General features: G+C 63.4%; 20 protein-coding genes. 9 read left to right on the forward strand and 11 right to left on the reverse strand.

The window, feature by feature from the left end:
• Nucleotides 1–29 precede the first annotated feature (29 nt).
• Nucleotides 30–1,052, reverse strand: a complete 1,023-nt coding sequence (locus tag NKJ93_RS25640) for a substrate-binding domain-containing protein (RefSeq protein ID WP_023718343.1) — start codon at nt 1,050–1,052, stop codon at nt 30–32.
• A 363-nt stretch (nt 1,053–1,415) separates the two neighbouring features.
• Here NKJ93_RS25640 and NKJ93_RS25645 point away from each other — a divergent pair, with 363 nt between their 5' ends.
• The 5 genes from NKJ93_RS25645 to NKJ93_RS25665 all read left to right on the forward strand — a co-directional run bounded on the left by NKJ93_RS25645 (nt 1,416) and on the right by NKJ93_RS25665 (nt 7,975).
• Entirely contained in the window at nt 1,416–2,771 is a 1,356-nt protein-coding gene (locus tag NKJ93_RS25645) for an ABC transporter substrate-binding protein (protein ID WP_352495220.1), read from the forward strand.
• A gap of 227 nt (nt 2,772–2,998) precedes the next feature.
• Complete coding sequence (locus NKJ93_RS25650) at nt 2,999–4,012, forward strand: carbohydrate ABC transporter permease (RefSeq protein WP_023718341.1); 1,014 nt, start codon at nt 2,999–3,001, stop codon at nt 4,010–4,012.
• 1 nt (nt 4,013) lies between these two features.
• Entirely contained in the window at nt 4,014–5,168 is a 1,155-nt protein-coding gene (locus NKJ93_RS25655) for a carbohydrate ABC transporter permease (RefSeq protein WP_023718340.1), read from the forward strand.
• 4 nt (nt 5,169–5,172) lie between these two features.
• Entirely contained in the window at nt 5,173–6,837 is a 1,665-nt protein-coding gene (gene bglA / locus NKJ93_RS25660; protein WP_352591831.1) for a beta-galactosidase BglA, read from the forward strand.
• Between the two features lie 25 nt (nt 6,838–6,862).
• The gene (locus NKJ93_RS25665; protein WP_352591834.1) at nt 6,863–7,975 is read left to right on the forward strand and encodes an ABC transporter ATP-binding protein; all 1,113 of its coding nucleotides are present in this window, start codon (nt 6,863–6,865) and stop codon (nt 7,973–7,975) included.
• Nucleotides 7,976–8,054: 79 nt separating this feature from the next.
• Here NKJ93_RS25665 and NKJ93_RS25670 read toward each other — a convergent pair whose 3' ends face one another.
• From NKJ93_RS25670 to NKJ93_RS25710, 9 genes are all read right to left on the reverse strand, one after another.
• Nucleotides 8,055–8,294, reverse strand: coding sequence for a DUF680 domain-containing protein (locus NKJ93_RS25670; RefSeq protein ID WP_352495222.1), 240 nt, complete (start codon nt 8,292–8,294; stop codon nt 8,055–8,057).
• Between the two features lie 67 nt (nt 8,295–8,361).
• Nucleotides 8,362–8,568 carry a DUF680 domain-containing protein gene (locus tag NKJ93_RS25675; protein ID WP_352495223.1) on the reverse strand — a complete coding sequence of 69 codons (207 nt, stop codon included), beginning with the start codon at nt 8,566–8,568 and terminating at the stop codon, nt 8,362–8,364.
• A gap of 69 nt (nt 8,569–8,637) precedes the next feature.
• The gene (locus tag NKJ93_RS25680) at nt 8,638–8,841 is read right to left on the reverse strand and encodes a DUF680 domain-containing protein (RefSeq protein WP_023718335.1); all 204 of its coding nucleotides are present in this window, start codon (nt 8,839–8,841) and stop codon (nt 8,638–8,640) included.
• Nucleotides 8,842–9,282: 441 nt separating this feature from the next.
• Nucleotides 9,283–10,029, reverse strand: coding sequence for an FAD-binding oxidoreductase (locus tag NKJ93_RS25685; protein WP_352495224.1), 747 nt, complete (start codon nt 10,027–10,029; stop codon nt 9,283–9,285).
• Entirely contained in the window at nt 10,026–10,637 is a 612-nt protein-coding gene (locus NKJ93_RS25690) for a molybdopterin-dependent oxidoreductase (protein WP_352495225.1), read from the reverse strand. Before NKJ93_RS25690 ends, NKJ93_RS25685 begins: the two co-directional genes overlap by 4 nt.
• Nucleotides 10,638–10,769: 132 nt before the next feature.
• Nucleotides 10,770–12,308 (reverse strand): DegQ family serine endoprotease, encoded by a 1,539-nt coding sequence (locus NKJ93_RS25695; protein ID WP_023718332.1) that lies wholly within the window; start codon nt 12,306–12,308, stop codon nt 10,770–10,772.
• A 366-nt stretch (nt 12,309–12,674) separates the two neighbouring features.
• Nucleotides 12,675–13,400: an MBL fold metallo-hydrolase gene (locus NKJ93_RS25700; protein WP_352495226.1), complete on the reverse strand. Its 726-nt coding sequence runs from the start codon at nt 13,398–13,400 to the stop codon at nt 12,675–12,677.
• A 16-nt stretch (nt 13,401–13,416) separates the two neighbouring features.
• Entirely contained in the window at nt 13,417–14,583 is a 1,167-nt protein-coding gene (locus NKJ93_RS25705; protein ID WP_352451606.1) for a diphosphate--fructose-6-phosphate 1-phosphotransferase, read from the reverse strand.
• Nucleotides 14,584–14,679: 96 nt separating this feature from the next.
• Nucleotides 14,680–15,444 carry a L,D-transpeptidase gene (locus NKJ93_RS25710; protein ID WP_352484715.1) on the reverse strand — a complete coding sequence of 255 codons (765 nt, stop codon included), beginning with the start codon at nt 15,442–15,444 and terminating at the stop codon, nt 14,680–14,682.
• A gap of 188 nt (nt 15,445–15,632) precedes the next feature.
• On the opposite strand from NKJ93_RS25710, the gene NKJ93_RS25715 reads away from it, so the two are divergent.
• The 3 genes from NKJ93_RS25715 (at nt 15,633) to xylB (ending at nt 19,237) form a co-directional block, all read left to right on the forward strand.
• A complete protein-coding gene (locus NKJ93_RS25715; protein ID WP_023718327.1) occupies nt 15,633–16,256 on the forward strand; it encodes a LysE family translocator in 624 nt (207 codons plus the stop codon).
• Between the two features lie 9 nt (nt 16,257–16,265).
• Nucleotides 16,266–17,591, forward strand: a complete 1,326-nt coding sequence (locus NKJ93_RS25720) for a tetratricopeptide repeat protein (RefSeq protein ID WP_352547958.1) — start codon at nt 16,266–16,268, stop codon at nt 17,589–17,591.
• Nucleotides 17,592–17,782: 191 nt separating this feature from the next.
• The gene (gene xylB / locus NKJ93_RS25725) at nt 17,783–19,237 is read left to right on the forward strand and encodes a xylulokinase (protein WP_352591837.1); all 1,455 of its coding nucleotides are present in this window, start codon (nt 17,783–17,785) and stop codon (nt 19,235–19,237) included.
• Nucleotides 19,238–19,446: 209 nt separating this feature from the next.
• Here xylB and NKJ93_RS25730 read toward each other — a convergent pair whose 3' ends face one another.
• On the reverse strand, nt 19,447–19,809 hold the full coding sequence (locus NKJ93_RS25730; protein WP_352484709.1) for a nuclear transport factor 2 family protein: 363 nt from the start codon (nt 19,807–19,809) through the stop codon (nt 19,447–19,449).
• Nucleotides 19,810–19,919: 110 nt separating this feature from the next.
• On the opposite strand from NKJ93_RS25730, the gene xylA reads away from it, so the two are divergent.
• Nucleotides 19,920–21,245, forward strand: coding sequence for a xylose isomerase (gene xylA, locus NKJ93_RS25735; protein ID WP_023718323.1), 1,326 nt, complete (start codon nt 19,920–19,922; stop codon nt 21,243–21,245).

The raw sequence follows: 21,245 nt of genomic DNA on the forward strand, positions 1-21,245 counted from the left end.
TCGACCTCGGCCGTTCAGAGTGATTGCCTCTAGGCCGGTGCGCCGGCGACCGATCCCCTGACCACCAGGTCGACCGGCCAGACCTCGCCGCGAGCCCCCTCCTCCAGGCCGGAAATCCGCGCCGCCAGCCGTTCGGCGATGCGCGCGCCGGCCAGGCGGATCGACGAACGCGTCGTCGACAGCGGCACCGAAAAATTCTCCGGCTTCAGCCAGGGAAAGACGTCGTCATGGGCGATCAGCGACAGGTCGCCCGGAATGGTCAGGCCGAGATCGCGCACCGCGCGCACCACGCCGAGCGCCATGATCAGGCTGGAGCAGGCGATCGCCGTCGGCGCGTCGCTTTGTTCCAGCAAGCGCCGGGCAGCGCGGTAGCCATTCTCCTCGGTCATGGTGAGGGAACAGACATGCTGATCACCAAGCACCAGGCCGCTTGCCGCTAGCGCGCGCCGAACGCCGCGCTCGCGGTGGATGGCGAAGGTCTCGCGATCGTCGCCATTGATCAGCGCCAGACGCCTGTGACCGAGCTGGACGAGAAGCCGCGCCGCCTCGTGGAAGGCGCCCTCATTGTCGATGTCGGTGAAGGGATAGTGGAAATCGAAGCCTTCGCTGCGGCCATGGACGATGAAAGGAATGCCGAGCGTATTGACCAGCGCCACCCGGCGGTCGGCCGGCCTCGGCGACGAGATATAGACCGCGTCGACCTGCCGGTTGGCGACAATACGGCGGTAGGTCGTCTCCTGGTCGTCGGCATCGGCCGGTGACAGCACCAGGTCGAGCTCGTGCGAACGCGCATAGTCGCCGAGGCCGGACAGGAACTCGACGAAATGCGGGTCGATGTCGACGGTCGTCCCCGTCGGCAGCACATAGCCGATCATGCCGGTCTTGCCGGTCGCCAGCCGGCGCGCGCTCGGATTGGGGCGATAGCCGTGACGCTTGGCGGCATCGACCACCCGCCGGCGCGTTTCCTCGTTGACTTCCGGGTAGCCGTTCAATGCGCGGCTGACCGTGGTCTGCGAAAGCGCCAGCATGTGGGAGAGCTGCTTGAGGTTCACCGGAGGCCTCCAAAACCTCAAAGCGCTTTTAATCTGAATCGAGCTGGCCGCTACGAACCGCCTTGCCGAGCGCAATGACCATACGCACGGTTCAGACCGGTTTGAAGCCGAATTTGCTGCTGCACCGCCAGAAAACTGTGCTGCAGCGCACTTTCGCTGGCACTCGGCCGCAGAAATCAAATCGATTAGCGTGGCTTTCTCTTGACTCCGGATCAATTCAGTGGCGTGATCAAAATCACCAAAGCGCTTTGGAAGACTCTACGAAAGGTTGCAGTTCCTTTCCGACTGAGTCACAGTCCTGCAGCGCCGCCGGACGGAATGGAGGTTTCGTTCGGTGTTTGTCACCACTGGGAGGGAATACCGATGAAGAAAATGCTTCTGCTGGGCGCTGCGTTTGCCACGCTCGCCCTGGCCATGCCGGCGCAAGCCGAACTGAAGTTCAAGCCGGGCGAAGATCCCCGTTTCAACTGGGCCAACTACGAGGAGCTCAAGAAGGTCGACCTCAAGGGCGAGACGCTGACGATCTTCGGACCGTGGCGCGGCGAGGACGAAGGGCTTGTCCGCACCGTTCTCGATTATTTCTCCGAAGCCACCGGCGCCGAGATCAAGTACTCCTCGTCGGAGAATTACGAGCAGCAGATCGTCATCGACACGCAGGCCGGCAGCCCGCCCAACATCGCCGTGCTGCCGCAGCCGGGTCTGATCCAGGATCTGGCATCGAAGGGGCTTTTGACGCCGCTCGGCGACGACACCGCCACCTGGGTCAAGGACAATTACGGCGCCGGCCAATCCTGGGTCGACCTCGGCACCTTCAAGGACAAGGACGGCAAGCCCGGTTTCTTCGCGTTCCCCTACAAGGCCGACGTGAAATCGCTAGTCTGGTACTCGCCGGATAATTTCGAGGAAGCCGGCTACAAGGTGCCGAAGACGCAGGAAGAGCTTGCCGAGCTCGAAAAGAAGATCATCGCCGACGGCGGCACGCCATGGTGCATCGGGCTTGGTTCGGGCGGCGCCACCGGCTGGCCTGCGACCGACTGGGTCGAAGACATCATGCTGCGCACCCAGACGCCCGAGACCTACGACAAATGGGTGAAGAACGAAATTCCGTTCAACGATCCGGCCGTGGTCAACGCCATCGACATTTTCGGCAAGATCGCGACCGACGACAAAATGGTCGAGGGCGGTGCAAAGGCGGTTGCGGCGACCGATTTCCGCGACAGCCCGAAGGGCCTCTTCTCGGTGCCGCCAAAATGCTATCTGCACCACCAGGCATCATTCATCCCGACCTTCTTCCCGCAAGGCACCAAGATCGGCGAGGATGCCGACTTCTTCTATTACCCGCCCTACGCCTCCAAGCCCGATCTCGGCACTCCGGTGCTGGGCGCCGGCACGCTCGCCATGATCACCAAGGATAGCAAGAGTGCCCGCGCGTTCATCGAATTCCTGAAGCTGCCGCTCGCTCATGAGATCTGGATGGCGCAGGGTGGCTTCGTGACGCCGTTCAAGTCGGTCAACAAGGACGCCTATGCCAGCGACGCGCTGAAGAAGCAGGGCGAAATCCTGGCCAACGCCTCGACCTTCCGCTTCGATGGGTCCGACCTGATGCCGGGCAAGATCGGCGCCGGCGCCTTCTGGACCGGCATGATCGACCTGGTCGGCGGCAAGTCCGCCCAGGACGTCGCCACCGATATCCAGAAAAGCTGGGACGCGATCAAGTAAGCGGCCGGCTTGCGTTCCCAATGTGATGCGGTCCGGGCCTCAAACGGCCCGGACCTTATCCGGTGCTTGGCGTCGCGTCGATTGTCGTGAGCACAACGCATTCCGGCATGATGCGCGCCCAGTGACCTGCTTTTCGGCTGGTCGCGCTCCAGACAACTGAATCGGCGCATGATCCCGTCGCCAAAGCCATTCTCGACTGGCGGATCCGTGCGCAGGGGGAGGGACCCATGGCGGCTCAGATTTTTTCGGCGATATTCGTCATCATCATCGGCGTGGGCGGCTGCGTCGCCTATTTCTGGGGCGCCAACAAGGCACTCGATACGATCTTTCCGGCACGCGGCGTTTCCGGCAAGGCGGCGATTAACAATCTGCGGCGGCAGGGGGTGATCCGGCCGTGGCTGTTCGTCGGGCCGGCGATGATCATCCTCACCATCTACCTGATCTACCCGGTGGTGGAGACGCTGAGGCTGTCGTTCCTCGATCGCGGCGGTGGCCATTTCGTCGGCTTGGCCAACTATCAATGGGCGTTCGGCGACCGCGAGTTCCGCAACTCGATCCTCAACAACATCATCTGGCTGGCAGTGGTGCCGGCCGCCTGCACCTTCCTCGGGCTGATCATCGCCGTGCTCACCGACAAGATCTGGTGGGGCACCATCGCCAAGAGCCTGATCTTCCTGCCGCTGGCCATCTCCTTCGTCGGCGCCAGCGTCATCTGGAAATTCATCTACGAGTACCGCGGCGACGGCCAGACGCAGATCGGCCTGCTCAACGCCATCATCCAGTATTTCGGCGGCCAGCCGCAGGTCTGGATATCGCTGCCGTTCTGGAACAACTTCTTCCTGATGATCATCCTGATCTGGATCCAGACCGGCTTTGCCATGGTCATCCTGTCGTCGGCCTTGCGCGGCATTCCGGAAGAGACGCTGGAAGCCGCCGTCATCGACGGCGCCAATCCTTTCCAGATCTTCTGGAAGATCATGGTGCCGCAGATCTGGGGCACCATCGCCGTCGTCTGGACCACCATCACCATCCTGGTGCTGAAGGTTTTCGACATCGTGCTGACCATGACCAACGGCCAGTGGAACAGCCAGGTGCTGGCCAATCTGATGTTCGACTGGATGTTCCGCGGCGGCGGCGATTTCGGCCGCGGCGCCACCATCGCCATCATCATCATGATCGCGGTCATTCCGATCATGGTCTGGAACATCCGCCAGGCGAACAAAGAGACGGAGGGACATTGAGATGGCCGTGGCGACCGGAAAGTCCTTTGTCAGCCGTTTCGGCGTCCATATCGCCGTCTTCATCTTCGTTGCGATCTGGACGATCCCGACGCTCGGCATCCTGGTCTCGTCGCTGCGCGACAAGGACCAGATCATCGCTTCGGGCTGGTGGAACTCGTTCACCAGTTCCAGCCAGACGGAAGCCGGACGGCTGCCGCCCGCTTCGGCGCAGGTCGAGAAGGACGGCAAGTTCGTCCTGCAAGGCAATATCTTCGGCGACGGTCCTGCCCGCAACATCAGCGCCTTCGGCGTCAAGTCGGCCGCACCGACGCAATATCCCGCCGGCACGACAGCCGATCTCGGCGACGGCGTGACCCTGCAGCTCAATGCCGACGGCAGTTTCGTCATGACCTCGCCGAAGGCTTTCGAAAGCGAACGCGGCCAGCGCGTCTATTACGCCTCGTCGGCGCCGCCGAAATTCACCACCGACAACTACGACACGGTGCTGTTTTCGGAAGGCATCGGCCGCTCCTTCATGAATTCGCTGACCGTCACCATTCCGGCGACCGTGATCCCGATCCTGATCGCCGCGTTCGCCGCCTACGCTTTGGCGTGGATGCGCTTTCCCGGCCGGGCGCTGCTCATCGCCGTCATCATCGGCCTCCTGGTCGTGCCGCTGCAGATGTCGCTGATCCCGCTGTTGAAGCTCTACAACGGCGTCGGCAGTTTCTTCGGCGTGCCGTCGAAAACCTATCTCGGCATCTGGCTGGCACATACCGGCTTCGGCCTGCCCTTCGCCATCTATCTGTTGAGGAGCTATATCGCCGGCCTGCCACGCGAGATCATGGAATCGGCGCGCATCGATGGCGCCAGCGATTTCGAGATCTTCGTCAAGATCGTGCTGCCATTGTCGTTCCCGGTGCTGGCCTCGTTCGCCATCTTCCAGTTTCTCTGGGTGTGGAACGATCTGCTGGTGGCGATGGTTTTCCTCGGTACCGAGGGCGACCAGATCGTGCTGACCGCCAAGCTCAATGCGTTGCTCGGTTCGCGCGGCGGCGACTGGGAGATCCTGACGACATCGGCCTTCGTCACCATCATCGTGCCGCTGATCGTGTTCTTCTCGCTGCAGCGTTATTTCGTCCGCGGGCTGCTTGCCGGCTCGGTGAAAGGAGGTTGAGATCATGCAATCCGCTTTGAAGGCGACCCCGAAGCCCGATCTCGCGATCGATCGCGACTGGTGGCGAGGTGCCGTGATCTACCAGATCTACCCGCGCAGCTACCAGGATTCGAACGGCGACGGCATCGGCGACCTCAGGGGCATCATCGGCCGGCTGCCCTATATCGCCTCGCTCGGTGTCGACGCCATCTGGATCTCGCCATTCTTCAAATCGCCGATGAAGGATTTTGGCTACGACGTGTCGGATTATTGCGACGTCGATCCGATGTTCGGGACGCTCGCCGACTTCGACGCGCTGACCGCCGAGGCGCATCGGCTTGGCCTCAAGGTGATGATCGACGAGGTGCTGTCGCACACCGCCGACATCCATCCATGGTTCAAGGAAAGCCGTTCGAGCCGCAGCAATCCAAAAGCCGACTGGTATGTCTGGGCGGATGCCAAACCGGACGGCACGCCGCCCAACAACTGGCTGTCGATCTTCGGCGGCTCGGCCTGGCAGTGGGACACCAGCCGCCAGCAATATTACCTGCATAATTTCCTGGCCGAGCAGCCCGACCTCAATTTCCACAACCGCGCGGTCCAGGACGCGCTGCTCGATGTCACCCGCTTCTGGCTGGAGCGCGGCGTCGATGGCTTTCGCCTCGATACCATCAATTTCTACTTCCACAGCCAAGGGCTGGAAGACAATCCGCCGCTGCCGCCCGAGCAGCGCAACGACCAGACGGCGCCGGCCGTCAACCCCTACAACTACCAGGACCATCTCTACGACAAGAGCCGGCCTGAAAACCTCGGCTTCCTCGAACGCTTCCGCGCCCTGCTCGACGAATATCCGGCGACGGCCGCGGTTGGCGAAGTCGGCGATTCGCAGCGTGGGCTGGAAGTAGTGGCGGCCTATACGGCCGGCGGCAAGCGCGTGCACATGTGCTACTCCTTCGACTTCCTGGCGCCGGAGAAGATCAGCGCGGCAAAGGTACGCTCGGTGCTGGAAACCTTCGGCAAGGTGGCCAGCGACGGCTGGTCGTGCTGGGCCTTCTCCAACCATGACGTGATGCGCCCTGCCTCGCGCTGGGCTGCCGGCGAGCCCGACCCGACCGCCTACCTCAAGGTCATCTCGGCGCTGCTGATGTCGTTGCGTGGCTCGGTCTGCATCTATCAGGGCGAGGAGCTCGGGCTTAGCGAGGCCGAGCTCAGCTTTGAATATCTGCAGGACCCATACGGCATCCGCTTCTGGCCGGAATTCAAGGGCCGCGATGGCTGCCGCACGCCGATGGTTTGGGACGGCGCTGCCCGCAATGGCGGCTTCTCGACGGCAAAGCCCTGGCTGCCGGTGCCCAGCAAGCATCTTGCGCAAGCGGTCAATGTGCAGCAGGGCGACGACGGCTCGCTGCTCGAGCACTACCGGCGCTTCCTGGCTTTCCGCCGCGCTCATCCGGCACTGGCCAAGGGTGATATCGAGTTCATCGAAAGCGACGACGACACCGTCGCCTTCACGCGCCGCGAAGGCAACGAGCAGATCGTCTGCGCCTTCAATCTCGGCGCAAAGCCGGCCGAGGTCGATCTTGGCGGCCGCTCACTGCAGCCCTTGCCGGGGCACGGGTTTTCGGGACAGACTGACGCCGGCACTATCCGCCTGGGCGGCTACGGCGCCTGGTTCGGGCGTATCGACTGAATTCAAGGAAGAACTGGAGGGTACCATGGCCGATGTCACGCTAAGGCAAGTGAAGAAATCATACGGCAATCTCAACATTCTGCACGGCGTCGACCTCGACATAAAGTCGGGCGAATTCATCGTCTTCGTCGGTCCGTCTGGTTGCGGCAAGTCGACCTTGCTGCGCTGCATCGCCGGGCTGGAGGAGATCACCTCGGGCGAGCTCAAGATAGACGGCGAAATCGTCAACGACGTGCCGCCGTCGAAGCGCGGCATCGCCATGGTGTTCCAGTCCTATGCGCTCTATCCGCACATGACCGTCTACGACAACATGGCGTTCTCGATGAAGATCGGCAAGGAAAGCAAGGCCGAGATCGACAAGCGGGTGCGCCAGGCGGCCGAGATCCTGCAGCTGACCAAATATCTCGACCGTCTGCCCAAGGCGATGTCGGGCGGCCAGCGCCAGCGCGTCGCTATCGGCCGCGCCATCGTGCGCAATCCCAAGGTCTTCCTGTTCGACGAGCCGCTGTCCAACCTCGACGCGGCGCTGCGCGTCGCTACCCGCATCGAGATCGCCAAGCTCAAGGAATCGATGCCGGCCACAACGATGATCTACGTCACCCACGACCAGGTCGAGGCGATGACGCTGGCCGACCGCATCGTGGTTCTGAAGGAAGGCCATATCGAACAGGTCGGCACGCCGATGGAGCTCTACAAGCGGCCCGGCAATCTGTTCGTCGCCCAGTTCATCGGCTCGCCGGCGATGAACATCTTGCCGGCAACGATCGACAAGACCGGCAACCCGACGCTCGTCAGCCATGTCGGCGGCCGCAAGGCAACGGTGCCGATCGCAACGCGTGCCTCGGCGAAAGGCGCTGCGGTGAGCTTCGGGGTGCGGCCGGAGGATCTGATGATTGCCACCGGCGCCGACTATTTGTTCGAAGGGACGGTCGATTATGTCGAGCAGCTCGGCGAGGTCCAACTCGTCTATGTCGACATCGGCCGCGCCGACCTGCCGCTGGTGACCAAGCTGCCGGGCAATGTCGAGGTCAAGCGCGGAGCGACGCTGCGGCTGACGGCGGACGCAGGCGACCTGCATATTTTCGACGCCGACGGGCGCTCTTTCGCGCTCCATGAAGCAGAAGCAAAGGCGGCTTGAAGCAGGCGTTTTTCCGCCATACAAAGACAAGAGCGGCGGGCATGGCCCGCCGCTCTTGTTTGGAATTCCAGTTCGGCTGTTAGTTGTTACCGAAGAGGTTGCGGTCGGCGCCCTGAGGCGCGGACTTGGGCACATCGCCAGACGAATTCAGCAGTTTGTAGATCGGCGAATTGGTGTCACGTACCGAAAACGTCTGCGTCTTGTCGACGTTGACGGTCGACTGCTTGTTGATGTCGGTCCCGCCAACATTGTCGTTGCGGGCATAGGCGCTGCCGGCGGCAATCAAGAGAGCGGCGGCAGTAAGAACAATCTTTTTCATTTGGGTACTCCTGGATTTTCGAATCAAGCGGCGGGCTCACCCGCCGCTTTGATGCTGGGATCGGCTATTAGTTGTTGCCGAAGAGGTTGCGGTCGGCGCCCTGGACGACCGGCTGCTTTTCAGCATGGTCCGACGTCTTGACGGAAGCCGTGTACGAGCTATCGACGAAAGGCGCAGGCTGGTTGGCACCGTTGGAACCATAATTGTCGCTAGCGGCGAAAGCGCTGCCGGTGATGGCCAGAACGGCGGCGGCAGCAAGAACGATCTTTTTCATTTTAATACTCCTGAATTTCTCGGGTCCCAGGCGGGATAATGCCCGCCGCCCTGATGCTGGGATCGGCTGTTAGTTGTTGCCGAAGAGGTTACGGTCGGCGCCCTGGACAGGCTGCTCGTCAGCATGAGCCGGCTTCTGAATGGAAGCCGTGTACGAGCTGTCGACCGAAGCGGCAGGCTGGTTCGCACCCTTGGAACCAAAGTTGTCGCTGCCAGCGAAGGCGCTGCCGGTGATGGCCAAAACGGCGACGGCGGCAAGAGCGATCTTTTTCATTTTAGTACTCCAGTATCTCAGTTTTTCCGTCCGGCGAGCGGCGTGTCTTGGGAGGAATTCGCGTCGTCCGGACAGCCCCGATGTGGGAAAGCCAATGGCCAGTTTCCAATCACGAAGTTGTTTGGTGTGGACCAAGAATCTACACCTTGAAATTGTGCCAGAGATTCCCTCCGCCACAATTTTATTGCTAAATATCAAGTAGATAGCCCATAGCATCGGTCTGGCTGCAAGGTGGCTTGGAGAGGCAGCGTTCACAGCGTCCTGCACGCATTGTCAACAGAAACGAACCGTTCGGTTCGATTTTTTAAACCGATAAAAGTAGCAGCAGGGGTTGTTTGTCGAATCGTTAACCATTTCAGCCAAACGCGACCTTGCCGTTCTACCTGTTTTCGGCCTGTTTATGCCGGGCAGCGAAGACTGCAACGGGCAAGCAGAACCGGGTCAGACCCCGTAGCGTTCGGTGCGGATGAGTGCCGCCGGGACGCCGGCATCGATCAGTGCCTCGGCGGCGGCCGTCACGAATGCGTTCGAGCCGCAGACGAAGGCCAGCTTCGGCGGCGCGGGCAGCCTCGTCATGGCTTGCACCATCATCGCGGCGTCGATCCGCCGCGCATAATCCGCCGGACGGCGGGCCGGCTCGCGCGTCAGCGTCAGCACCAGGTCGAAGCCATCCCGGCGCTCGGCGAGGTCGATCAACTCGTCGCGAAAGATCACCTCGTCCCAGACCCGCGCGGAAAACACCAGCGCGGCGGCGACCAGCGACTCCCGCATCGCCCGGTGACGGACCATTGACATCAGCGGCACCACGCCCGACCCGCCGCCGACGAGCAAGAGCGGTCCGCCATCGCTGTCGGACCAGACGAAATGGCCGCCGAGCGGCCCGCGCAATTCGACGTCGTCGCCCACCGCCGCGATCTCGTGAAAGAACGGCGAGACCTCGCCGTCCTCGAGTTTTTCAATCGCCAGCTCGATGGTCTCGCCGGTCTCCGGTGCCGAGGCGATGGAATAGGAGCGGCGCGCCTGATAGCCGTCAGGCGCTGTCAGCCTGACGTCGACATGCTGTCCGGCACGGTAAGCGAAGGGCCGCGATGGCTGTAGGAAAAAGCTGGTGACGCGCGGCGTGCGCTTTTGGATGCGGGTGATGGTGACTGTCTGCCAGGGCGACTGCGCCGCCGGTGCGTCGCTCATAGATCGTTCGTGTAGCGCTGTTCGCGCCACGGGTCGCCATAGATATGATAGCCTCGCAGCTCCCAGAAACCCGGCTCGTCACGCTCGGTGAACTGCAGCCCGTTCAGCCATTTGGCCGATTTCCAGAAATAGAGATGTGGAACGAGCAGCCGCGCCGGCCCGCCATGATCGGGGGTGATCGGCTTGCCCTCGTAAAGCAGTGCCACCATCGCCTTGCCGCCGGTGAGATCCTTCGTCGGCACGTTGGTGGAATAGCCGTCGAAACCCAGCGCCAGCGTGAAGGCGGTGGGCGGCTCGATGCCGGCGTCGGCAAGGATGTCATCGACCAGCACGCCCTGCCACGCGGTGTCGAACTTGGTCCATGCGGTCACGCAATGGATGTCGCGCGTCATCTTGGTCAAGGACAGCGCATTGAACTCGGCCCAGTTCCACTTCTTGATCGGCCGCGGCCCGTGCTTAAGCGTGAACGACCAATCCTCGGTGCGCACATGCGGCGTCGGGCCGGCCGACAGGACCGGGAAACCTTGCTCGAGATACTGCCCCGGCGGGATACGTGCATTCGTATCCGTCGGGGGCTTTCGTCCGGAAGAGAAGCCTCGGGTAACCATCGAGAATATCCATTTGCGCAAGGTCCAATCGACCCTTGTCAGTTTTCTCGAAGACGCGCCCGCGGGCAACCGAAATCTTGGCTCGGCCTGGCGGCAGTGCTCTACGTCGATCTTGGCAGCGCGGCGCGTGCCTCAGCCACTGGCAAAGGGCACGGCGACAAACATCTGGGCGTCGCCGCGCTCGACAAGCAGCAGCACCGATTTCTTGCCGGATTTGGCAGCCTGAGAAATCGCCTGGTTAGCCTGCCTGGCGCTCCTCACCGGATGCTGGTCGACGGCGACGATGATGTCGCCGGGCTGAATGCCGGAAGCCGATGCCGCCTTGTTCGGGTCGACGCGCTCGACCAGTGCGCCGTGCTGGTTGCCTGCCAGGTTCATTGCCTGGCGCACATCCGGGGTGACGTCCATCAGGCCGAGACCGAGCGTCGGTGCGCGAAGGCCCTGCCCCGTCGACGGCTGACCCTGATCGCCGGCCACCGATCCCGTCGCCATATCGTCTTCGTTGCGCCCGATCTCGACGGAGATCTGCAGGCCCTTCCCCTTGCGCCAGACATTGAGCGCTTCCCTCGTGCCGGGCGCAATGTCGGCGACGGCGCGTGACAGGTCCCTTGGATCCTTTATGTCCTGGCCGGCGAAGCTGGTAATGACATCGCCGGTCTCGATGCCGGCCTTGGCGGCCGGCGATCCGTCGCTGACCTGCGCGACCAGCACGCCGGCGGGGTGATCGAGGCCGATGGCGCTCGCCATATCAGGCGTCACCGGCTGGATCTGGACGCCGAGATAGCCGTACTGGATGGAGCCGCCCTTCATCAGCTTGGCGACGACCTTTTGCGCCTGGTCCGAGGGGATGGCGAAGCCGACGCCGACGCTGCCGCCATTCGGCGAAAAGATCGCCGTGTTGATGCCGACGACATTGCCGTTCACATCCGTCAGCGGGCCGCCGGAATTGCCCCGGTTGATCGGTGCGTCGATCTGGATGAAATCGTCAAACGGCCCGCTGTGCAGGTCGCGGCCGCGCGCCGAGACGATGCCGGCCGTGACGGTGGTGCCAAGGCCGAAAGGATTGCCGAAGGCGAGCACCTGATCGCCCGGCATGAGCTTGTCGGAATCGCCCCATTTGACGGTCGGCAAGGGCTTGCCGGCTTTGACCTCGAGCACGGCAAGATCGTTCTTGGCGTCATGGCCGATCAATTTGGCGGGAAGCTCGGTGCCGTCGTCGAGCGTCACCTTGATCGACTGGGCGCCGTCGACTACGTGATTGTTGGTGACGATGGTGCCGTTGGCGCCGACGATGAAGCCTGAGCCGAGGGCCTCGGTGCGCGGCGCCTGTTCCGGCGGCGTCTTGGGGGCGGGCTGTCCCTGGTCATCGAAGAAATGGCGGAAATAATCGTCGAAAGGCGAGGTTCCGCCAAAGGGAGAGCCATCGCTCGTGGTGTCCGGCTGTTGGGCTTTCATGACCGTCGTGATGGTCACCACTGCCGGTTTGTCGGCCGCCACGACCGGAGCGAACGAACCGCTGGGAGCGGTCATGCCGGTGACAGGTGGCGTCACTGTTGCCGCCAGGACATCATTCAGCCTGGGAGCGAGAGGCAGGGCGAAGGGGCTGACGATCAGCGCGGCGCCCAGCAAAGCGGCGACGCGATGTCTGCGAAGGGTCTGGATTGGTGACATGGCCGTTGTCCGGGCGAGAGATTGATCGGGCGCCGCAGCGTTCCGTCACCGGAACGCTCCATCGGCGTGTCGGCCTTGCCTGTCTCGCCTGGCACGGCGGCCGACCGAATCGACAGCCCCGCATCTAGGGCGCCGATCGTGGTTTCCAGATAATATTACGAAGATTTAATTTCCGGCTGGCAGCCGCCTTGCCGGGCTGGCGCCGAAAGCCGAAAACAAAAACCCGCCTTGCGGCGGGTCGTTGGGGCAAATCAGCACCATACCCAAATTACTAGCATAGCTGCCGGCACAAAGCAAGAACAAAATAGCTACCCAAGAAAAATCGCCTCAGGTTGTGCCGCCCCTCACCGCCCCTGCCGAGGCTTCCTATGCCGCTGTCCCGTCCGTTCGCCTGAGATACGCCGAGGCGATCTCGCGCATCCGCCTGCCGTCGAAGCTCGGTCCATGACCGCCATGGCCGATGCGGATCGGCAGATCGAGCAGCCGCTGCATCGTGTGGCGGTAGGCGGCACGATCCGAATCCGGCAGGTCGTCGATCAGCGTGGCGTCGTAGATGGCGTCGCCGGCGAAGAACAGGCCGTCGGCCTCGTCGAACAGCGCGATCGAATCAGGAGAGTGGCCGGGCAGATGCAGGACGCGGAATTGGCGGTCGCCGAGGTCGACCCTATCGCCCTCGTCCAGGGTCCTAGTCAGCGGCGCCGGCGGAATCCTGTAATCGGCGGCTTTCCAGCCCTCCGCCGGCAGCCTGGAGACAGCCCCTTCCAGGTCATGGAACATGTAGGCGTAGGTAATCGCTTCATCCATGCTGCCGAACTGCGCGGCGCTGTGGCGCGGCCCTGCCCGCAACGGAAACTCGTGCAGCGAGCCGACATGATCGAGATGGATATGCGTGGCGACGACGAGCAGCGGCTTGCCGGCCGGCGTGTCGATCTGCGGCGCCAGTGGGCAGATCCCCATGCCGGTGTCGACCAGCAGGTCGACGTCGCGGCCGCGCAAATGCCAGATATTGGCGCGCACGAATTCATGCACGAAGGGCTCGGTCAGCATGGTCGTCTCTGCGTCGACGATGGTTTTGCTGAACCAGTTGTCCATCAGATCAAGGCCGGCATCAGACGAACGGCTTGCCGACCTTGTATTTTTGCGGGACCAGCCGCTTCAGATAGGCCATCCCCGCATCGGACAGCCGGTTGACATCGGGCAGCATGAAATCATCCGGCATATGGCGCGTCTTGCCGGCGACGTTCTTCAGCGGCACCTTCTTCAGCACGGTTTTCTTGCCGTCATATTGCAGCGCCACCGAACCGCCGCCCTCGTCGGCGACCGTGACCGCGAAGGCGCCGGCGTCGAAGGCCTCCTGCGCGTCCACCGCGCTGATGGCGCCGACATAGCCGCGCGGCATGTAGCCGAGCGCATCGACGCGCGCCCGCTTGCCCGGCAATCCCTCGGCCAGCGCGCGCTCCAAGGCTGCCGGCAGGTCGCTGCCCGACAGCTTGACGTTGCCGTGCTGGTCGCGCTCCAGCCTTTCCGGCGGCACCAGGCTTTCGACCAGCGCCTTGCCGTCGGCGGTGCTGACGCCTTCGGAGACGGCAACGATGCAGCGCTTGTGGCGGTCGAGCGTGGCGCGCACGTCGTCGATGAAGCCGGCCGCCGAGAACGGCCGCTCCGGCACGTAGACGAGATGCGGGCCGCTGTCCTGGTCGAGCTGCCATGCCGCGGACGCGGCCGTCAGGAAACCGGCATGCCGCCCCATGACGATGCCGACATAGATGCCCGGCAGAGCGCGGAAATCGAGATCGACCGAAAGAAACGCCCCGGCGACGAACTCGGCCGCCGACATGAAGCCGGGCGTGTGGTCGTTCTCCTCGAGATCGTTGTCGATGGTTTTCGGCGCATGGACGAAGGCGATCTTGCCGCCGGCGGCGTCGGTCAGGATCTGCTGCGTGCCCGACGTGTCGTTGCCGCCGATGTAGATGAAGGCGTCGGCGCCGGCTTTCTTCAAGCCGTTGAGGATGAGGTCGCAATAGGCGGCATCCGGCTTGTCGCGCGTCGAACCAAGCGCGGCGCTCGGCGTCGCCGCGATCAGCCGCAAACGGTCCTCGGGGATGGCGGAAAGATCGACGTAATTGCCGTCACGAATGCCGCGCACGCCGTGGATGGATCCCAGCACCTTGGCGCCGGGATGCCGCTTGCGGATTTCGAGCGCGGCGCCGACCACCGTCTGGTTGATGACGGCGGTTGGGCCGCCGCCTTGCGCGATGACAAAAGTTCCGGCCATTGGTCACGTCTCCCGGGCGATGAAAATCGCAGGCACATTCGCCTGTCTTGCGGCATCGCGCAACGGCAGAGTGATCGCTGAAAGCGAAGCCGCCGGTCAGACGACGACGACCGGATTCTTCTTGGAGACGCGGCTGTAGAGATCGATGATGTCCTGGTTGATCAGGCGCACGCAGCCCGACGACATCGCCTGGCCGATGCTCCGCCATTCGGGCGAGCCGTGGATGCGATAGCCGGTATCGCTGCCGTTCTGATAGATGTAGAGGGCACGCGCGCCGAGCGGATTGTCGAGGCCGCCCGGCTGTCCGCTCTGCCATTTCACCAGCTCCGGCTTGCGGGCGATCATCTCGGGCGGTGGGGTCCAGACCGGCCATTCCTTGCCGTACTGGATGTTGGCGCGGCCCGACCAGCGGAATCCGTCCTTGCCGATGCCGACGCCGTAACGGATCGCTTCGCCGCCGGGCTGCACCAGATAGAGCAGCCGCTCCTGCGAGTGAACGACGATCGTGCCGGGTTGCTCGCCGGTCGGATCGACGACAATCTGGCGGCGGAACTCCGGCTTGACCTTGAGGTAGGGCACCTCCGGTACATTGAAGCCACCGTCGGTGAGCGAAGCGTACATCACGTCGGGGCTGGTGATGTTCTTGTCGACGCTGATGCTCGGACGCACGGGCCGGATCGAGCCGGTGGTGACGTCGTCGAGCTGGAGCGACGGCAGATCCAGCGTCTGGCTGCAGCCGGCGACGCCGAGCAGCGCCAGCGCACCGGCGCCGGACAGCACCGTGCGGCGGGAAAGCTGTATTTCGGTTTCGATTGCGTCGCCATTATGCGGCAGCGACAGACCGTGCGGCAACTCACGCATTTACCCAAACCCTACGCTATCGGCGGGAAACACGGTCCGGCCGGATAGCAGGCATTTTCACCAATCATGGTTGAAAAAGCGTGAAGGCCAGCCATCTGCCGTTAACGAGGGGCTTTTTCGGTTTTTGCCTCTTTACATCTTCGCGAGGCCAAGGATTTATCCTCTTCTTTGAGCTCAAGGAGAAGAAAATGTCCTTCGAAAACTGGGCCGCATTTGCCGCCGCCTCGGCAGTCCTTCTGGTCATTCCGGGCCCGACCATCCTGCTGGTGGTGTCCTATGCGCTCGGCCAGGGCTGGCGCACCGCGCTGCCGATGGCAGTCGGCGTGGCGCTCGGCGACTTCACCGCAATGACACTGTCGATGCTGGGCATCGGCGCGCTGCTGGCGGCGTCGGCGACCGTATTCACCGTGCTGAAGGTGATCGGCGCCGGCTATCTGATCTATCTCGGCATAAAGCTGTTTCGCGCCGGCGGCGCGCTGCGGGCCGAACCGCGCACCGATGCGGTGTCATCGGCCAAGATGACGGCACATGCCTGGCTGGTTACCGCGCTCAATCCGAAAAGCATCACCTTTTTCGTCGCCTTCCTGCCGCAGTTCCTCGACCGGCATGCGGATTTCTGGACACAGATGCTGATCTTCGAGACGACCTTCCTGGCGCTCGCCTTCGCCAATGCCTTCGGTTATGCGCTGATCGCCGCAAGGGCGCGCAACGTCGTGCGCAATCCAAAGGCGATCCGCATCTTCAACCGCACCGGCGGCACGCTGCTGGTCGGCGCCGGCATCGCCACGGTGGCGATGCGCTCGGGCAACTGAGGACAAGCCATGGCGGTCAGGGATGCATTTGGCCTAGCGCTGTCTGGCGCGACGGAGGCCGGGTTTTCGTCCTACAGCCAGGCTGTGCGCGAATTGCAGTGCTTCATCGGCGATCCTGTCGGTTCCGTTGACCGGGCAATCGCCGAAGATCCCGGCTTCGTCATGGCGCATGTGTTCAAGGGTTATCTCTTTGGCCTCGCCACCGAGCGTGAAGCGACGGCGGTGGCCAAGGCATGTCACGAGGCAGCGCTGCCGCTTGCCGCGACGACGCGCGAGCAGGCGCATGTCGCCGCGCTTGGCCACCTTGCGGAGGGCCGCTGGCACGAGGCCGCCCGCGTGCTGGAGGATATCGCCATCGAGTTCCCGCTCGATGCGCTGGCGCTGCAGACCGGCCACCAGATCGACTTCTTCACCGGCAACGCCCGCATGCTGCGCGACCGCATCGGCCGCGCGCTGCCGTCCTGGCAGAGCGGCATGCCGGGCTACCACGCCATACTCGGCATGCAGGCCTTTGGGCTGGAGGAAATGGGCGACTACGCGCGCGCCGAAAAACTTGGCCGCACGGCGGTCGATATCGAGCCGCGCGACGGCTGGGCCCAGCATGCCGTTGCCCATGTCATGGAGATGCAGAGCCGGCAAAAGGACGGCATATTGTGGATGCGCGCCAATCCCGAAGCGTGGACGCGGGAGAGCTTCCTGCAGGTGCACAATTGGTGGCACCTGGCGCTGTTCCATTACGACCTCGGCGAGACCGACGAGGTGCTGGCGCTCTATGATGGGCCGATCTATGGCGAACGCTCGACGCTGGCGCTCAACATGGTCGATGCCTCGGCGATCCTGTGGCGGCTGCATCTCGGCGGCGTCGATGTCGGCGACCGCTGGACGGCACTGGCCGCCAACTGGGTGCCCAAGGCCAGCGCCGGCAACTATGCCTTCAACGACGCCCACGCGATGATGGCGTTTGTCGGCGCCGGCCTCGAAGCGCCGGCCCGCAGCTTGCTCGAGGCGCAGCGCGAGGCGATGCGCGGCAAAGACGACAATGTGGGTTTCACCAGGGATGTCGGCCATCCCTTGACGCTCGCGATCAAGGCGTTCGGCGAGGGCAATTATGCCGAGACGATACGGCTGATCCGGCCGATCCGGGCAATCGCCCATCGCTTCGGCGGCAGCCACGCCCAACGCGACGTCATCGACCTGACGCTGGTCGAGGCGGCACTGCGTTCGGGCGATGGCGCGCTGGCGAGGGCGCTTGCGGCGGAACGCGCGCTGGCACGGCCGGACAGCCCGCTGTCGGCACTGTTTTCACGGCGCGCAACCGCTCTCGCGGCGAATTGACCAAGGCCACATCTTGCCTTAAAAACTGCCCCGGCAAGATTTTTTCGAGTGTCGAAAAAATCTTCACGTGTTGACCGGAGCGCTTGTCCGGCGGCACGATTGCCGGGATATCTTCGCCTCTCTGTCGCAGGGCAGAGGCGGGGGAGCAAGAAAGACCGTCGCCGCCAGGCCTGACGGACATGGGAGGAAACATGTATCTCGGCCTCGATCTCGGCACGTCGGGCGTCAAGGCGCTGCTGATCGATGCAAGGCAGAGCATCGTCGGTTCCGGCCATGCGCCGCTCGACGTGTCGCGGCCGCATCCCGGCTGGTCCGAGCAGAACCCGGCCGAGTGGATCCGCGCCTGCGAAGCGGCGATCGCCGAGCTGCGATCCGCGCATGCGAAGGAGCTCGCGGCGGTCAAAGGCATCGGCCTTTCCGGCCATATGCATGGCGCCACCCTGCTCGACGCCGCCGACCAGGTGCTGCGCCCCTGCATCCTGTGGAACGACACACGCAGCCACGCCGAGGCGGCCGCACTCGACGCCGACCCGCGCTTTCGCAAGCTGACCGGCAACATCGTCTTTCCCGGTTTCACCGCGCCGAAGCTCGCCTGGGTGAAAAACAACGAACCGGCTGTTTTCGCCAAGGTGGCAAAGGTCCTGCTGCCGAAGGACTTTTTGCGGCTCTGGCTCGCCGGCGAGCATATTTCGGAAATGTCGGATTCGGCTGGCACGTCGTGGCTCGCCGTCGGCAAACGAGCCTGGTCCGCCGAACTGCTCGCCGCCACGTCGCTCGACGAAAGGCAGATGCCGTCATTGGTCGAAGGCACGGCAAAGGCCGGTGCCTTGCGCAGCGAACTGGCTGCGAAATGGGGCATGCAGGCGGGCATCCCGATCGCCGGCGGCGCCGGCGACAACGCGGCCTCGGCCTGCGGCATGGGCACGGTCGGTGCCGGCCAGGCTTTCGTCTCGCTCGGCACGTCAGGCGTGCTTTTTGCCGCCAATGCGTCCTATCTGCCCAACCCGGAAAGCGCCGTGCATACATTCTGCCATGCCCTGCCCGGCACCTGGCATCAGATGGGCGTCATCCTCTCGGCAACCGATTCGCTCAACTGGCTATCGGCAATCGCGGGCAAAGGTGCTGGCGAGTTGACCGCCGAACTCGGCGATGCGCTGCAGGCGCCGACCGGTGTCTCCTTCCTGCCCTATCTCTCAGGCGAACGGACGCCGCACAATGATTCCGCCATTCGCGGCGCGTTTACGGGGCTTGCACACGAATCCGGCCGCGCGGCGCTGACCCAGGCCGTGCTCGAAGGCGTCGCTTTCGCTTTCCGCGACAGCCTGGAAGCTCTGGCCAAGGCCGGCACGACGCTGACCCGGGTGACGGCGATCGGCGGCGGCTCGCGTTCGCGCTACTGGTTGAAGGCCATCGCCACCGCGCTTGGCCTGCCCATCGATATTCCCGCCGAGGGCGATTTCGGCGCCGCGTTCGGTGCGGCCCGGCTTGGCCTGATCGCGGCGACCGCTGCCGATCCGCGCGCCGTGTGCACGGCGCCGGCGACGGACGCCACGGTCGAGCCGGTCGCCGCCCTCGGCGACGCCTATGCGCAGGCCTATCAGCGCTACCGCCAGCTTTACCCGGCGATCAGGGCTGTAACCGCGTGAGCTGGCGCTTACCCCCCTCTGGCCTGCCCTCTTTGCCACCACTTGGCATCTCCCCCTCAAGGGGGGAGATCGGCAGCGTCGACGGCTATGCCAGTCTTGCAAGATCGGTGATTGGCGAAGGCGGAAAGGCCAGCCAATCTCCCCCCTTGAGGGGGAGATGCCCGGTAGGGCAGAGGGGGGTGCTTGGCCCCCACTTTGCCGAGATTTCCTCACTGCGCCGGCACCTTGTCGAGAAAGCCGGTGACGCTTTTCAGCCGGCCATTTTCGATGATACCGATATCGGTGCCTTCGATGACGGGCTCGGTGCCGTCCGGCCCAAGGTTCCACGAAAAGCGGATGGCGTCAGCGAAGCCGTCCGGCTCGCCTTTCAGCGAGAACCTGAAGCCGGCAAAGCGCTGCTGCACGCCTTCGATCAGCGCGGCGATGCCGTCATGGCCGTCGCCCTGCATGATCGGATCGCGGTAGCCGACATCCTCGGTGAAGGTCGTCTTGAGCAAGGCTTTCCTGCGCGCGGCGTCACTCTCGTTCCAGGCGGCGATGTAGTTTTCGGCAATGGTGTTGAGGTCGGTCATGGTCTGTCTCCTTCGTTGGATGCTCTTGACATGAGCCTTTTCGACCAACGCCAGCGCGAAACCAATTACGCTTGAGGTAATCAGGCCGAACCATGCGAGAGGAAAAGAACATGACCAGCGGTTTTTTCGGCGACATCCAACAGATCAAATATGAGGGACCGGATTCGACCAATCCGCTGGCCTACCGGTTCTACAATCCCGACGAGATCGTCGCCGGCAAGCGGCTGGAAGACCATCTGCGCTTTGCCGTCGCCTACTGGCATTCCTTTGCCTGGCCAGGCGGCGATCCGTTCGGCGGCCAGACGTTTGACCGGCCGTGGTTCCCCAAGGCCGGCGGTACCGACACGATGGAGCTGGCCAAGCTCAAGGCCGACGTCGCCTTCGAGATGTTTTCGCTGCTGGGCGCGCCTTATTTCTGCTTCCACGATGCCGATGTGCGGCCGGAGGGCCGGGACTTTTCCGAAAGTGCGGCGCGGCTCGACGAGATCGCCGATTATTTCTCGGGAAAGATGAAGCAGACTGGCGTCAAGCTGTTGTGGGGCACGGCCAACCTGTTCTCCAACCGCCGCTTCATGTCGGGCGCCGCCACCAATCCCGATCCGGACGTCTTTGCCTATTCGGCCGCGACGGTGAAACACTGCATCGACATCACCAAGCGGCTGAACGGCGAGAACTACGTGCTGTGGGGCGGCCGCGAGGGCTATGAGACGCTGCTCAACACCGACCTTGCCCGCGAGCAGGAACAGGCCGGCCGCTTTCTCAATCTGGTCGTCGACTACAAGCACAGGATCGGCTTCGAAGGCACCATCCTGATCGAGCCGAAGCCTCAGGAACCGACCAAGCACCAGTATGATTACGACGTCGCCACCGTCTATGGCTTCCTCAAGCGTTTCGGACTGGAGAACGAGGTCAAGCTCAACATCGAGCAAGGCCACGCCATCCTGGCCGGCCATTCGTTCGAGCATGAACTGGCGCTGGCCAATGCGCTCGGCATTTTCGGCTCGATCGACATGAACCGCAACGACTACCAATCGGGCTGGGACACCGACCAGTTCCCAAACAATGTACCGGAGATGGCGCTCGCCTATTATCACGTACTGCAGGCGGGCGGCTTCAAGACCGGCGGCACCAATTTCGACGCCAAGCTCAGGCGCCAGTCGCTCGATCCGCAGGATCTGCTGATCGGTCATATCGGCGGCATGGATTGCTGCGCTCGAGGCCTCAAGGCAGCGGCACGCATGGTCGAGGACAAGGCGCTGTCGGCGCCGCTCGCCGAGCGCTATGCCGGCTGGGATTCGGCCGAGGCCAAGGCGATGCTTGCCGGCAAGCGCACGCTGGAGGAAATTGCTGATCGCGTCGTCAAGGAGAAGATCGAGCCGCAGCCCCGATCCGGCCGCCAGGAACTGCTCGAGAATATCGTCAACCGGTACGTCTGA

The sequence above is a fragment of the Mesorhizobium sp. M0028 genome (assembly GCF_040323855.1).
In the GTDB taxonomy this organism is placed as follows: domain Bacteria; phylum Pseudomonadota; class Alphaproteobacteria; order Rhizobiales; family Rhizobiaceae; genus Mesorhizobium.